The organism is Salinispora cortesiana, assembly GCF_000484695.1.
Classification (GTDB): domain Bacteria; phylum Actinomycetota; class Actinomycetes; order Mycobacteriales; family Micromonosporaceae; genus Micromonospora; species Micromonospora cortesiana.
Genome location: NZ_AXVR01000041.1, coordinates 1 through 12,439, shown reverse-complemented (window position 1 = coordinate 12,439; position 12,439 = coordinate 1). Strand labels below are relative to the sequence as shown.

10 protein-coding genes and 1 pseudogene are annotated in these 12,439 nt (G+C 67.6%); 3 read left to right on the top strand and 8 right to left on the bottom strand.

The features are described from left to right. Positions 1-257 precede the first annotated feature (257 nt). Complete coding sequence (locus K228_RS0117350; RefSeq protein WP_025619575.1) at positions 258-467, bottom strand: MbtH family protein; 210 nt, start codon at positions 465-467, stop codon at positions 258-260. A 391-nt stretch (positions 468-858) separates the two neighbouring features. Here K228_RS0117350 and K228_RS0117345 point away from each other — a divergent pair, with 391 nt between their 5' ends. Further along, positions 859-2,100 (top strand): phosphodiester glycosidase family protein, encoded by a 1,242-nt coding sequence (locus tag K228_RS0117345; RefSeq protein ID WP_025619574.1) that lies wholly within the window; start codon positions 859-861, stop codon positions 2,098-2,100. A gap of 118 nt (positions 2,101-2,218) precedes the next feature. On the opposite strand, the gene K228_RS0117340 is transcribed toward K228_RS0117345, so the two are convergent. Further along, complete coding sequence (locus tag K228_RS0117340) at positions 2,219-3,751, bottom strand: DUF6297 family protein (protein ID WP_025619573.1); 1,533 nt, start codon at positions 3,749-3,751, stop codon at positions 2,219-2,221. Next, positions 3,748-4,383 (bottom strand): ABC transporter ATP-binding protein, encoded by a 636-nt coding sequence (locus tag K228_RS0117335; RefSeq protein WP_025619572.1) that lies wholly within the window; start codon positions 4,381-4,383, stop codon positions 3,748-3,750. Before K228_RS0117335 ends, K228_RS0117340 begins: the two co-directional genes overlap by 4 nt. Positions 4,384-4,624: 241 nt before the next feature. Here K228_RS0117335 and K228_RS30425 point away from each other — a divergent pair, with 241 nt between their 5' ends. Further along, positions 4,625-6,754, top strand: a complete 2,130-nt coding sequence (locus K228_RS30425) for a cellulase family glycosylhydrolase (RefSeq protein ID WP_025619571.1) — start codon at positions 4,625-4,627, stop codon at positions 6,752-6,754. An 87-nt stretch (positions 6,755-6,841) separates the two neighbouring features. Here the strand turns inward: K228_RS30425 and K228_RS0117325 are convergent, their stop codons facing one another. From K228_RS0117325 to K228_RS0117305, 5 genes are all read right to left on the bottom strand, one after another. Beyond that, the gene (locus K228_RS0117325) at positions 6,842-7,765 is read right to left on the bottom strand and encodes an alpha/beta fold hydrolase (RefSeq protein WP_025619570.1); all 924 of its coding nucleotides are present in this window, start codon (positions 7,763-7,765) and stop codon (positions 6,842-6,844) included. Between the two features lie 243 nt (positions 7,766-8,008). Further along, complete coding sequence (locus K228_RS0117320; RefSeq protein ID WP_025619569.1) at positions 8,009-8,836, bottom strand: helix-turn-helix domain-containing protein; 828 nt, start codon at positions 8,834-8,836, stop codon at positions 8,009-8,011. A 125-nt stretch (positions 8,837-8,961) separates the two neighbouring features. Next, entirely contained in the window at positions 8,962-10,110 is a 1,149-nt protein-coding gene (locus K228_RS0117315; protein ID WP_033777039.1) for a cytochrome P450 family protein, read from the bottom strand. 161 nt (positions 10,111-10,271) lie between these two features. Next, positions 10,272-10,703 (bottom strand): RNHCP domain-containing protein, encoded by a 432-nt coding sequence (locus K228_RS0117310; protein WP_025619567.1) that lies wholly within the window; start codon positions 10,701-10,703, stop codon positions 10,272-10,274. Between the two features lie 20 nt (positions 10,704-10,723). Then, the gene (locus tag K228_RS0117305; RefSeq protein WP_025619566.1) at positions 10,724-11,107 is read right to left on the bottom strand and encodes an RNHCP domain-containing protein; all 384 of its coding nucleotides are present in this window, start codon (positions 11,105-11,107) and stop codon (positions 10,724-10,726) included. Positions 11,108-11,742: 635 nt separating this feature from the next. On the opposite strand from K228_RS0117305, the pseudogene K228_RS0117300 reads away from it, so the two are divergent. Then, positions 11,743-12,439: pseudogene (locus K228_RS0117300) on the top strand (right-handed parallel beta-helix repeat-containing protein); the annotation flags it as partial.

The following is a 12,439-nucleotide window of genomic DNA, read 5'->3' as shown; positions in this document are numbered from 1 at the left end:
CTTGAGTGGAACTCATGGGCCGGAGATGGGAAGAAACTACGAGAAGATTTCAGGTTCTGTCAACCAACCGTCGCTGGCCTGGATCATTAGCGGCCAGCCGGCGGGTGATCCGCGATTTTCGGAACGTTGGTAACCATCTCCTGACCCCATGTCACATGAAAGTACCGCGGGCGAAGAAAGTGACGGTGGGCCGAAATAAGTCGCTGCGGGCGCCCCGGTTTCCCGGTACGCCCGCAGCGGTTGCGGTGCGGCACGGGTCAGCCCTGGGTCTCCAGCCACTCGCGCAGCCCGCGTGGGCGCAGGTCGGTCCAGACCTCGTCGATGTGCGCGAGGCAGCTGGCGCGATCGCCGCTGAAGCCCACCGTGCGCCATCCGGCCGGAAGCTCCGACCCGTCGGGCCAGATCGAGTACTGCTCTTCGTCGTTCACCACGACACGGTAAGGGCGCGGATCCTCGGATTCTTCCATCGACACTCTCCATGGGAGTACTGCCACAGGTTAGCCGGAAACTATACCGCCCTATTCGGTTGGCCCGGGTTGACCGATCGTCGCGCATTTGGTCGTCCGTTCGCCCACAGAAATCAGACCAAGCATGGGAACGCCATCGGTTAATCAGCAAGACCAGGAAGCATAACCATACGCCCACTTCAGGTAATTCGAGCAATTTAGCGGCTGGTAGCTATTTGTCCGGCTAAGTGGGTGGCGCCGCAACCCTTCTAAACCAGCTCACCTGCCGCTAACCAGCCTTTAGCACGCCTTTCACCCCCTTACCCTTGTGGCTCTTTCCGACGCCGTACAGCATGCATGGATGGCAACGGATATAAACAGCTTTCAGTACCCACGCCGCGCTGCGGCCACCGTGGCGACAGCCCTGCTTGGAGCGGCCCTGCTTGGACTCACCGCCACCCCCACGCCGGTTTCGGCGAACGAGGCAACCCTGCCCCTCGGCGACTCCGACCTGGCGGAGAGTCGCAGCATCGAGACGCTCACCCAGGGTGTCACGCTGACCCGGATCGTCCGTGGCACCGAGCCGGCGCCGGTCGACCAGATCGGCGACACCCCCCGTGGACCGTGGGTGGTCAACGTTCTGGCGATCGACCCCAGGCAGAGCCGGGGGCACCTCGCCGCTACCTACGGACCCGACCTGGCCGGAGTCGAAAAGACCACCGACCTCGTCCGCGAGTCTGGCGCGCTGGCCGGAGTAAACGCCTCCTTCTTCACCTTCACCGCCAGCGCCGAGTATCCCGGCGACCCCGTTGGCCTGGGGGTATACGGCGGGCAGCTGCTCAGCGAGCCCACCGGTGACGCCGCGGAGGCAGATCTGGTTCTCGACGCCAAGAATCACAAGATGCTCATGGGCCAGCTGCAGTGGACCGGCAGCATCCGCAACACCCAGGCCAAGACCAGCCTCCCGCTGGAGTACATCAACCACCCGCCGGTTGTCCCGGACGCCTGCACTGAGCTTCCAGACCCGACTCAGTGCGCCGACTCCGGCGACACGGTGCGCTTCACGCCGGAGTTCGCCGCCAGCACGCCGTCCGGTCCAGGTGTCGAGGTCGTCCTCGACCGCAGAGGCTGCGTGGTCCGGACCACGAACACCCGCGGCACGGCCCTCGCCCCGGACCAGACCTCCCTACAGGCGACCGGGCGGGAAACGGTGGACCTGCTCGCCGTGGCGCAGGGCTGCGTGAAGCACTCCAGTTCCCTGCAGGACGAGGCGGGTAAGAAGGTTCCGCTGCGCCCCGGGACGTTCGCCGTGAACGGCCGCTACCGGCTGATGAAGGATGGGCAGGTCGTCGCGCCAACCGACTCGGACGGCTTTTTCGCGCGCCACCCGCGCACCATCGCCGGAACCACCCTCGACGGCAAAGTCATGCTCGTGACCATCGATGGTCGACAGACCACCAGCGTGGGCACCACCATGACCGAGACCGCCACGGTCGCCGCCGCGCTCGGCATGCACAACGCGGTCAACCTGGATGGCGGTGGATCAACCACGATGTCTGTCGATGGCACTCTGGTCAATCAGCCAAGCGGAGGCGAGGAGCGCCCCGTCGGCGATGCGCTCGTCTACATCGACCACAAGTTCAGCCACCGCTGACCGGCCAGGAGTCCGGCTGACCGCATCAGGAGTAGCCCCCCGACTCAGCCGGACTCCGCCGCTCCGGCCCGTCGTCGACGGTTGGCGCAACCGACGCGGCCAGAGCGAACCGACGCGGTCAGAGCGAGCCGGTGGCGCGGGAGGACAAGCGCACCAGCAGGGCATACCCCAGCGCCGAACTGACCGCCTGGGCAAGCAGCCACGGCCAACCGAGCACCTCCGGCGCCGGCACCATCACCAGCCCGACCGAGACCGGCAGGGTCAGCACGGCGAGAACGTCAACCCCGTTGAGCAGCCAGAGCAGCATTCCGGCCGGAAATGCCCCGAGCGGCGTATCGATCAAGATGGTGCCGACCGAGGCGGCACTCGCCTTCGCCCGCTGGTGGGCACCCGCCGCCACGGCCGGCCCCGCCAACAGACCGAGCACCCACCACGGCCCGGTGAGTGCCCCGAGGCCCTGCAACACGGCCAGGGTGATCGCGAGCCAGCCACCGGCGATGACGGCGGGGACCACGAGTCGCGCGGCGGTCACCTGACGACCCGTGAGACCGAGCAGCCGCAGCATCGCCGGGTTCGCGGCGTCACTGTGCGTGGACTCCCCGGTGAAGCCGGCGGCGCCCAGCGCGCCGATCAGGACCACGCCGAGCAGCAGCCAGGCGGGACCGTCCGCGAGGTAGACCGGGACGGCTACCGCGCCAACCGGCCACCAGAGCCGCGGCGCCTTCCGACGCAGAATGATCAGATCTTGGGCGATGAGCGGAGACAGCCAGCGGGTCGGCAGCAGCCGCGTCGTCCGGACCCGGGTCCGGCTGCGCCAGAACCGGCGGGCACTCATCTCGGCCAGGTAGGAGGGTTCGACCGCGTACGCGACATCGGCGTACGCGCCCGCGTTGATCGATGCTTCGGCGATCGGCGCGGCGGGCCACCTCTCCACCGCCCGCCCGGTCAACCCGACCAGGAACAGCCCCACGACCAGGGCGGCGATACCGGCGGCGAGCACGACCAGGGGCGGCACCGGCACGGCGGGCAGACCCGGCCCGCCGGTGGCGCTCAGCGCGGCGGCCACGACGAGGCTGCCCGCGCCGACCGCGACGCCGCCGCCGTCAGCGAAACGGGCCGCGGCGGGCCGCGGCTGGCCGGCAATGGCGAGCAACGCCACGAAGACGGCCGCAGCCGCGCCGGTGAGGCCACCGGCCCACAGAGCCAGGAGCTCGACCGGGCGGGCGACGATGCGCCCGGTCACCGTGATCCCGATGCCAGCCCCGACGACGAGCGCGGCGACGGTGGTGAGGGCGAGCGCCGGCGCGAGCAGGGAACGCCGGGATATCGGCGCGAGCAGCAGCCAGGTGGCGTCGCTGCGGCTGACCGAGAGCGGGCCGAGCTGGCGCAGCAGGACGAAGAAGGCGGCGAGGGCAGCCACCGCTGCGACGAACGGGGTCACCGCCGGGTCGCCGGACACCTCCGACGGCCAGACCACCCGCGCCACCGGCTCCCCGACCAGCGCGGCGGCCATCAGCACCGTGAGGGTCACGACGTAGACAGTGCTGAGGTCGACACGGCCCTCGGCGGCGATCCGGCGGCGGCGTATCCAGCGGCGGGCATGAACCGGGGCCGGGGCCGCCGGCCGGACCGGGGCCGCGACCGAGGTCACTCCGCCTCCGGACGGATGAGTACGACCTCACCGGCGCCGACGCCGACCCGGAACCCGTCGTCGTGGCTGGCCATGACGAGCGTGCCACCGGACGCCACGTACGAGCGCAGGTGTGCGGCGACCGCACCCTTGATCCGGGTGTCGAGGCGTTGCTCGGGCTCGTCCAGGACGAGAAGTCGGCTGGGCCGCACGGGGGTCGCGGCAAGCAGGAAGCGCTGCCGCTGCCCGGAGGAGAGGGTGCTGGGCAGGCTGTCGGAGAGCCCGGCCAGGCCGAGGGTTACGCAGAGCTCGGCGATGTGTCCATCGTCGGGGTCGCCGCCGTTGACCACCCGGACCAGGTCGAGATGTTCCCGCACGGTCAGGCCCTGGTACCAGCTCGGTGACTCCACTGTGGTGGCGACCTGTCGCCAGAACTCCGCACCGCGACCCGGCACCGCCGCGAAGACGGAGACGTCGCCGACGGTTGGCTCCTGCAGACCGGTGACGCATCGCAGCAGAGTGGACTTTCCGGCCCCGTTCTCGCCGACCAATGCGACGGCGCCGCCCTCGGGAACCTGGAGGTCGATGCGGTCCAGAACCAGCGTCGAGCCATACCGGACCGTCACCTGCCGAACGTCAACCACCGTGGTCATCGGCGCGATCCCACTGTCATACCTCCGCCCCCGTCGCGCGAGTTCGCGCGATTCGCCCGGACATCATTGCAGAAGTCCGATGAGCGGAACAGATCAGCGTTGATGACGGCCAGACCCCGCACGACACACGCCTGAAACAAGTTTCATCAGCTCTTCTCGATCCCGACGCGACATGGTTACATCGGTACGTGCCGTTGGTTGGAGCGCTCCCAAGGGCACCCCCGAAACGAGGAGGTAAGGCATGAGACGCCTGTTGCAGGCGCTGGCCGTACTCGCGGTCACGGCCACCGCCGCACTGGTCGCCGCAGCACCGGCACAAGCCGCGACGATCTGTGAGCAGTACGGCACAACCACCATCCAGGACAAGTACATCGTTCAGAACAACCGCTGGGGCAGCGCCGCCGAGCAGTGCATCGAAACCACCAACAGTGGCTTCCAGATCACTTCGCAGCAGGGGTCCACCTCCACCTCCGGACCGCCGCTCTCCTACCCGTCGGTGGTGCTCGGCTGTCACTACCAAAACTGCTCACCCGGGACCAACCTGCCCGCGCAGCTGAGCCAGGTCAGCAGCGTCCCGTCCGCGATCAGCTACGGGTATGCGGGCGGCACCTACAACGCCACCTACGACATCTGGATGGACCCGACTCCGAAGACCGACGGGGTGAGCCAGATGGAGATCATGATCTGGTTCCACCGACAGGGCTCGATCCAGCCGATCGGCGGCCCGGTCGGCAACACCTCGGTGGGGGGACGTAACTGGGAGGTCTGGCAGGGGAACAACGGCGGTAACGACGTCGTCTCCTACCTCGCACCGGCGACCATCGACAGCTGGTCATTCAACGTCAAGGACTTCATCAACGACGTCGTCGCGCGGACCCAGGTCACCAACGACTGGTACCTGACCAGCCTGCAGGCGGGCTTCGAACCGTGGAACGGCGGCGTCGGGCTGGCCGTCAACAACTTCTCCGCTGATGTGAACATCGGAACGAGCCCCCCGCCCCCGCCGGGTGACGGCGGCACGATCGTCGGCCAGGACAGCGGACGGTGCCTGGACATCCTGGACCTCGGCACCACCGATGGCACGCCGATCCAGCTCTGGGACTGCACCGCAAACTGGAACCAGCTCTGGAACCGCACCGGCAACACCTTCGTCAACCCACAGACCGGCAAGTGCCTCGACGTTTCCGGTGGGTCCACCGCCAACGGCGCCCGGGTGCAGCTCTACACCTGTAACGGCACCGGAGCCCAGAACTGGCAGGTCAACGGCGACGGCACCATCACCAACCCGCAGTCGGGCAAGTGCCTGGACGCGGTGGAGCGGGGCACCGGCAACGGCACCCGGATCCAGATCTGGGACTGCTTCGGTGGTGGCGGCACCCAGCCCAACCAGGTCTGGACGGTCGGCGGCGGCAGCACGCCCCCGGGCGACGACCAGACCCCGTTGGCGGTCAACGGGCAGCTGTACGTCTGCGGTGTGAACCTGTGCAACCAGTACAACCAACCGATCCAGCTGCGCGGCATGAGCACCCACGGCCTGCAGTGGTTCAACAACTGCTACAACGACGCCTCGCTCGACGTGCTGGCCGACGAGTGGCGGGCTGACCTGTTCCGGATCGCCATGTACGTGCAGGAGGGGGGCTACGAGACCAACCCGCCGTGGTTCACCAACCGGGTCAACGAGCTCGTGGACGAGGCCGAGGAGCGGGGTCTCTACGCGATGATCGACTTCCACACGCTGACGCCGGGTGACCCGATGTACAACATCGATCGAGCGAAGACCTTCTTCGCCTCCGTCGCTTCTCGCAACGCCGACAAAAAGAACGTCATCTACGAGATCGCCAACGAGCCCAACGGGGTCGGCTGGGGCACCATCAAGAGCTACGCTGAGCAGGTCATCCCGGTGATCCGGGCCAACGATCCGGACGCCGTGATCATCGTCGGCACCCGCGGTTGGTCCTCGCTCGGTGTCTCCGAGGGATCCAACGCCGACGAGGTCATCAACAATCCGGTCAACGCCAGCAACATCATGTACGCGTTCCACTTCTACGCCGCTTCCCACCAGGACCTCTACCGCGCCGAGGTGCAGCGTGCGGCGGCGACACTCCCGCTGTTCGTCACCGAATTCGGCACCGTCGACTACACCGGCGATGGTGGGGTCGACGTGGGTAGCACCAACGCCTGGATCAACCTGCTGGACCAGCTGAAGATCGGCTACGCGAACTGGACCTACTCCGACGCCAACGAGGGCAGCGGAGCGTTCAACCCCGGAACCTGCAACAGCGGCAACTTCTCCGGGACATCGAACCTCACCGCCTCCGGCAATCTTCTCCGCAGCCGGATCAGCACCCCCGACAACTTCCCGACCAGCTAACCTCGGCCTGACTGCGGCTGGCTCGTGGCCGGCGGCGGGTGAGGCTGGGGAAAGCCTCCCGCCGCCGGCCACGACCACCGCGGCTGGTCACCCGCGCGTGGTCGGATCAGGGCTGACTCTTCCTGAGTCGGGGCGGGGCACGGCCAGCGTGGGCGTCAGCGCGGCCGCTACTTCTTCGGGGAACTCCTCGTGGACGAAGAGTTTGCCGCGCCGAACCTCGTGCAGGCGAACGGCACCCCGAAAACCGGACATCATCGCGCGGGTCCAGGCCACCGGAAAGTAGGGGTCGTCGGCGCCCCAGACCAGCTGGACGGGAACGGTGATGCGGGAATGCAGGTCAGCGATAGCGTCGAAAGCCGAGAAGTCGAAGTTCCGAGGGAACTGGCCGAAGGCCCAACGCAGATCAGCATTCTCCTTGAGAGGCCGCAGGAAGAACTCTGCGAAGTCTCCGTCCAGCAGGTTTCGGTCATGAAAGGCGTCGCCGAGAACGAACCGGTTTCGCCGCAGTCGGCTGTTTAACGCCGCCGTGAGCAGACGCTCGAATCCGGGTAGGTGACGGGTGGCGAACAGTAGCGAGAGGCGCCAGTGGGCCCCCTGCGGCTGCTCGGTGTCGATCAGACCCCAGGAGCGGACGCGAGGATCCCCCGCCAGGGCACATCGCGCGATGAGCCCACCGCTGTCATGGCCAACAACCGCCACGTCGTCCAGGGCAAGGGTGTCCACGACGCGCCGCAGGGCCGCCGCGTGCGTGGTGACATCGATGCGAGCGGTCCGGTCGAAGCGACTGTCGCCTGCCCCGACGAGATCAATAATGTGACATCGAAAGCGCGGAACGAAAGAGGGCAGCAGGCTACGGAACGTTGCCCCACTGACTGGCCATCCGTGCACGAATAGCACATCCGGCCCTTCCCCAATACTACGGATCGCAACCTGACCCTGACCCACATCAATAAGGCGGTCAGGCCGGGCGCGGAAGAGATCGGCGGCCTGCGCGACGGTAAAATCAGGCATCGATTCACTCCTGTCGACATCCCGTGGCTCGGCGAAGCCACCGGAGGAGAGCACGCATCGCCTCTCTCGCCGGCAGTACGCTCGCTATAGCTCGACAGTGACAGCCCGACAACACCCTGTCGATTACCTGCAAAGTAGTGAGCCCTTTTCGGCGACCGGACTGTCGACCTGCCCCACCCACGAAACGTCGCCGACCCCATCGCTCCCACCCACAGGGCCAGCTTCGGCCGGAAGCCGAGCGGTTCAGCCGGAAGCCGAGCGCCGGCTTCTCAGTTCTCGCGCGGTCTCCTCATCGGCGGGATAGAACGACTCGATCGCCAGCTCGGAGAGGGTTACGTCCAACGGTGTACCGAAGGTTGCCACCGTGGTAAAGAGGTTGAGCACTCGGCCGCCTCGTCGCAGCCGCACCGGCACCACGATGTCGTTGGCCATCGGGCCGTTGACATGGGTTCCGCCGGGGTAGCCACGCAACTCCTCCTCAAGGTCAGCCAGATCCGGGTCGCCGCTGAACTCCACCTGCCGGCTCAGCCGATGTAGCAGGTGCCCCCGCCACTCACCAAGGTTCACGATGTGCGGGGCCAGCCCGTCCGGATGCAGACTCGCCCGAAGGACATTCGCCGGCGGTACGAGCAGCTGGGGTGCCACCAGGTCGGTGAGCACCGACAGACTCTCGTTGGCCGCTACCAGGTTCCAGCCCCGGTCAACAACGACGGCGGGGTACGGTTCGTGCCCATCGAGCACCTGCCGAATAGCGGAACGGATGACGGTCATGGGCGGAGCGTCCAGCGCGTTCTCGGAATAGACCGGCGCAAACCCGGCGGCCAACAGCAGTCGGTTCCGCTCCCGCAACGCCAGGTCCAGCCGATCCGCCAGCTGTAACACCATCTCCCGGCTCGGCGACGAGCGGCCAGTCTCCAGGAAGCTGAGGTGTCGGGTGGAGATGTCGGCCCGGATGGAGAGCTCAAGCTGGCTGAGTCGGCGCCGACGGCGCCAGTCCCGCAGCATCACCCCAACGGCCGGTCTCGTCATGGTCATCCCAGCATCGTCCGTCGCCGACTTCTCGCTGTCCACTACCTGCGAGGTAGCACAATACTCCTGCTGGCCAGCCAGTGGCTGATGCCACCGGGGCAACCCCGCACCACCGGTCGACCCGCAGCACCGGTCGACCCCGCGCCACCGGGGTCAGCCCCCGCGCATCACCAAGTGACCAGGAGTTCGGCGGGGCCGTGCGTGCGGAAGGTCGGGCGCCAGCGGACCTGCGCCACGGGTACGGCGAGCGCCAGACCGGGCAGCCGCCGAGCCAGCACGGTCAGCGTCTCCTCGGCCTCGACGCGGGCCAGGGCGGCGCCGAGGCAGAAGTGGGGGCCGTTGCCGAAGGCGAGCCGCGTGGCGTTGCCGTCCGCCCCCCGGGTGGCGGCGGCGATGCTGAGCAGCACGGTGTCGCCGGCCGGGATGGTGGCGCCCCCGATGGTCATCTCCTCGGTGGGGAACCGACGAATGGCGGCGGGCGCAGGGGGGTCGAGGCGCAGCGTCTCCTCAATCGCGTCGGAAATTTGCACCTCGCGGACTCCACCGTGGTCGAGTAGGCGTAGCACGGTCGAGGCAATCAGGTTGGCGGTGTTCTCGTACCCGGCGAACAAGATCAGGAAGGCCAGTGAGGTGAGCTCGTCCCGGGTGAGCCGGTCCCCGTCCTGCTCGATGGTGATCAGGGCACTCAGCAGGTCGTCGCCGGGTTGCTGCTGCTTCGCGGCGATCAGGTTGACGACGTAGCCGTGCAGTTCGACGACCGTTTGCCGGATCGCGGCCCGGTCCGGCGGGTAGCTGGTGAGCATCGTGTCGGTCCAGGTCCGCAGGTCTGCGCGACCAGCTTCCGGTACGCCCAGCAGATCGGCGATGACCTGGACGGACAGCGGTGTGCAGTAGCCGGTGACCAGGTCAACGGGGCTACCCGCGGCGACCAGGGTGTCCAGGAGACGCTCGGCGGTTCGCCGGATTCGGGGACGTAGTGCGGCGACCCGCTGCGGGCTGAACGCCGGACCGACCAGGCGGCGCAGCCGGGTGTGGTCGGGCGCGTCCAGGTTAAGCAGGTTCGCATCGAGGGCCGGCGGCAGCGCGAAACCGGACCAACCGCCCCGACTGTGCCTTCGGTTGAGGGCCAGGCGGGGGTCGGCCAGCGCCCGGGAGACCAGTTCCGGGTTGGTGACCAGCCAGGCCAGGGAGGAGTCTGGCAGCAGCACCTGATGCACGTCTCCGGCTTTTCGAAACTCGTCGTACTCCTGCCCGAGTCGCGCGCCCGAACGGGGAACCGGGGCCAACTCCGCCCTCATCGGCTGGTCTTGGGACATCATGCCAGAGTAGCGGCGATCCGCCGACAGTCCGAAGTGGCAGAAGCTCGTTCGGCGAGTCGACCTGGGGTTGGGGCTGCTCGGCGAGCCGAACTGGTCAGGATCAGCTCGCCGAGCCCACTCTGCCGACCGACCTCAACGGTCAGCTGACGATCGGTCAATCACGGTACGAGAAACATGCGCCGGGCGATGCCGGGATCCCGCAACGGCTTGACCGCCAACCGTACGAGGATCAGTGCGTTGTCGTCGCCGGCAATCCGGTTGGCGCTGAGCTCACCGCAGGAGTGACACTGGTGAATGATCATCCATTCGCCGTCGGGCCGCACCGACATGCTCAACGCCTCCATCCGACCGCGGCAGTCCGCGGCCCGGTCGCCGGGGATTCGCCGGTCCACGTGCAGACTGGCCAGGCAGTTCGGGCAGTGATTGCGGTGCGTGGTGCCGGGCGCCTCTGACGAAACGTCCAGCCGGCAGCCCACGCATCGGAAATCGTTCGCCCGATGCCCACCCTGACGGTGCAGAACATCCTTGTGTCGCTGTGGCCGCCGGTTGGCTCGCGCCCGCTCGTACGGGCTTCTGCTACGCCTTGGCATCGTCGATACCTCCAGTCACTTCAGAGGTCGCCGAAGGTTTCGAGCGGAAACGGGGGCTGTGCCAGTGGGCGCACGGCGATACGCATCAAGATGAGCTGGTTGTCGTCGGCGCAGACGGGGTTGGAGGTCAGCTCATCGCAGCGTACGCAGCGGTGGATGACCACCCAGTCGCCAGTGCGGAGCACGGCGATGGCGATCGGCGACATCCGGCCCTGACAGTCACTGGGGCCACCCTCGACGTGATCGTGAACGTGCTGGGAGTGCAGACAGGACGGGCAGTGATTGCGCCGGACGCCGTCCCCGGCGGCGGCGGACACGGTGAGGCCGCACCGAATGCAGGAGAACGTACCGATCTTCAGGATGTTCTGCGACGTACGCGAGAGAGTCTTCTTGGTGTTGGACACCCGGAGTGCTCCTTGCTGAGATGTCGAAAGTGACAGCAAGAGCAGGCCGAGCAAGCCTCGCCCCCACCCGTCGTGGCACACGCGGGCCGGGCATGGGTGGCTGAGTCAGGCACCGGAAGGTAAACGTCCGGTCACTCACCGCTCGGAGGGAGCGGCGTCAGGAGACGGACGACTGGACGGTGCAGCGAGGCGCGCTCGGCGCGGGCTGGAACATAAATCTCTCCCCTCCTGGGCGGCGGCCCAAAGCAGTTTTGACGGAACTTCGCCAGGGTAGGCAGCCCGCACCGCCGCTGTCACCCGGATTATCGAGCATCCACCTCACCCCCGTGACCAGCGGAGACCCGCCGTCGCGCCCGCTATGGCAAGCGAGACCGCCGCCGCGCCCGCTGTATCGCGAAGACCCGCTGTCGCGCCCCCTGCCGCGCTCGGGAAATGGGCTGCCCCTGCGGAGCATCATCAGCCACACCATGCCCGATAAGGGCAGTTGTTTCGCATTTGCCCTCAAATATCAGCTTATGTCGGCTTACCGTGCGGAGTGATTGCTACCGCCGGCCCGGTAGCCGAGGAGCACCGCCTGACCTGTCCTCGGGTGGGCGCCTCCTCGCCGCCCACGGGGGAAGGACACCGACACCGCGATGAACCATCAGGACCACACTCACGAACCTGAATCGGACCACCGCCCTGGCGGACACCGGGCCTGGTCCCGGCGGCGGTGGTGGGCCGTCGGGCTGGTCGGCGTGACCGGCCTGACCCTCACCGCCATCGGGGTCGCCGCCACCCCGGCCACCGACCCCATCGGACGCGCCCTCACCACCGACGACCGCGCGGGGAAGAAACTCCACCAGCCCTCCCGCGACGACCGAGGCAAGAACGACCAAGGCAAGAACGACCAAGGCAAGCGCGACCAGGGCAAGCGCGACCAGGGCAAGCGCGACGACAAGAACAAGGGAGAGAAGGAGAAGAAGCCGCCGGGCACCCCGGTGCCCTGCGACGCCGACGCCCTGATCGCCGCGATCACCCTCGCCAACGCCCGCGGCGGCGCCACCCTCGACCTGGCCACAGACTGCACCTACCTGCTCACCGCCGACATCGACGGCGCCGGACTCCCCGCCATCACCACCCCCATCACCCTCAACGGCAGCAAACACACCACCATCGAACGCGCCGCCGCCACCGACCGATTCAGAATCCTCACCATCAACACCGGCGGCGACCTCACCCTCAACAAACTCAAAATCACCGGCGGACAGACCGACGACAACGGCGGCGGCATCCTCGTCAACCCCGGCGGCAACCTCACCACCAACCACAGCACCATCACCCGCAACATCA

What these genes read in the sequence shown, in the direction of transcription:
- K228_RS0117350 (WP_025619575.1), bottom strand. Translation starts at nt 467, where the DNA reads ATGGAAGAATCCGAGGATCCGCGCCCTTACCGTGTCGTGGTGAACGAC.
- K228_RS0117335 (WP_025619572.1), bottom strand. Translation starts at nt 4,383, where the DNA reads ATGACCACGGTGGTTGACGTTCGGCAGGTGACGGTCCGGTATGGCTCG.
- K228_RS30425 (WP_025619571.1), top strand. Translation starts at nt 4,625, where the DNA reads ATGAGACGCCTGTTGCAGGCGCTGGCCGTACTCGCGGTCACGGCCACC.
- K228_RS0117325 (WP_025619570.1), bottom strand. Translation starts at nt 7,765, where the DNA reads ATGCCTGATTTTACCGTCGCGCAGGCCGCCGATCTCTTCCGCGCCCGG.
- K228_RS0117315 (WP_033777039.1), bottom strand. Translation starts at nt 10,110, where the DNA reads ATGTCCCAAGACCAGCCGATGAGGGCGGAGTTGGCCCCGGTTCCCCGT.
- K228_RS0117310 (WP_025619567.1), bottom strand. Translation starts at nt 10,703, where the DNA reads ATGCCAAGGCGTAGCAGAAGCCCGTACGAGCGGGCGCGAGCCAACCGG.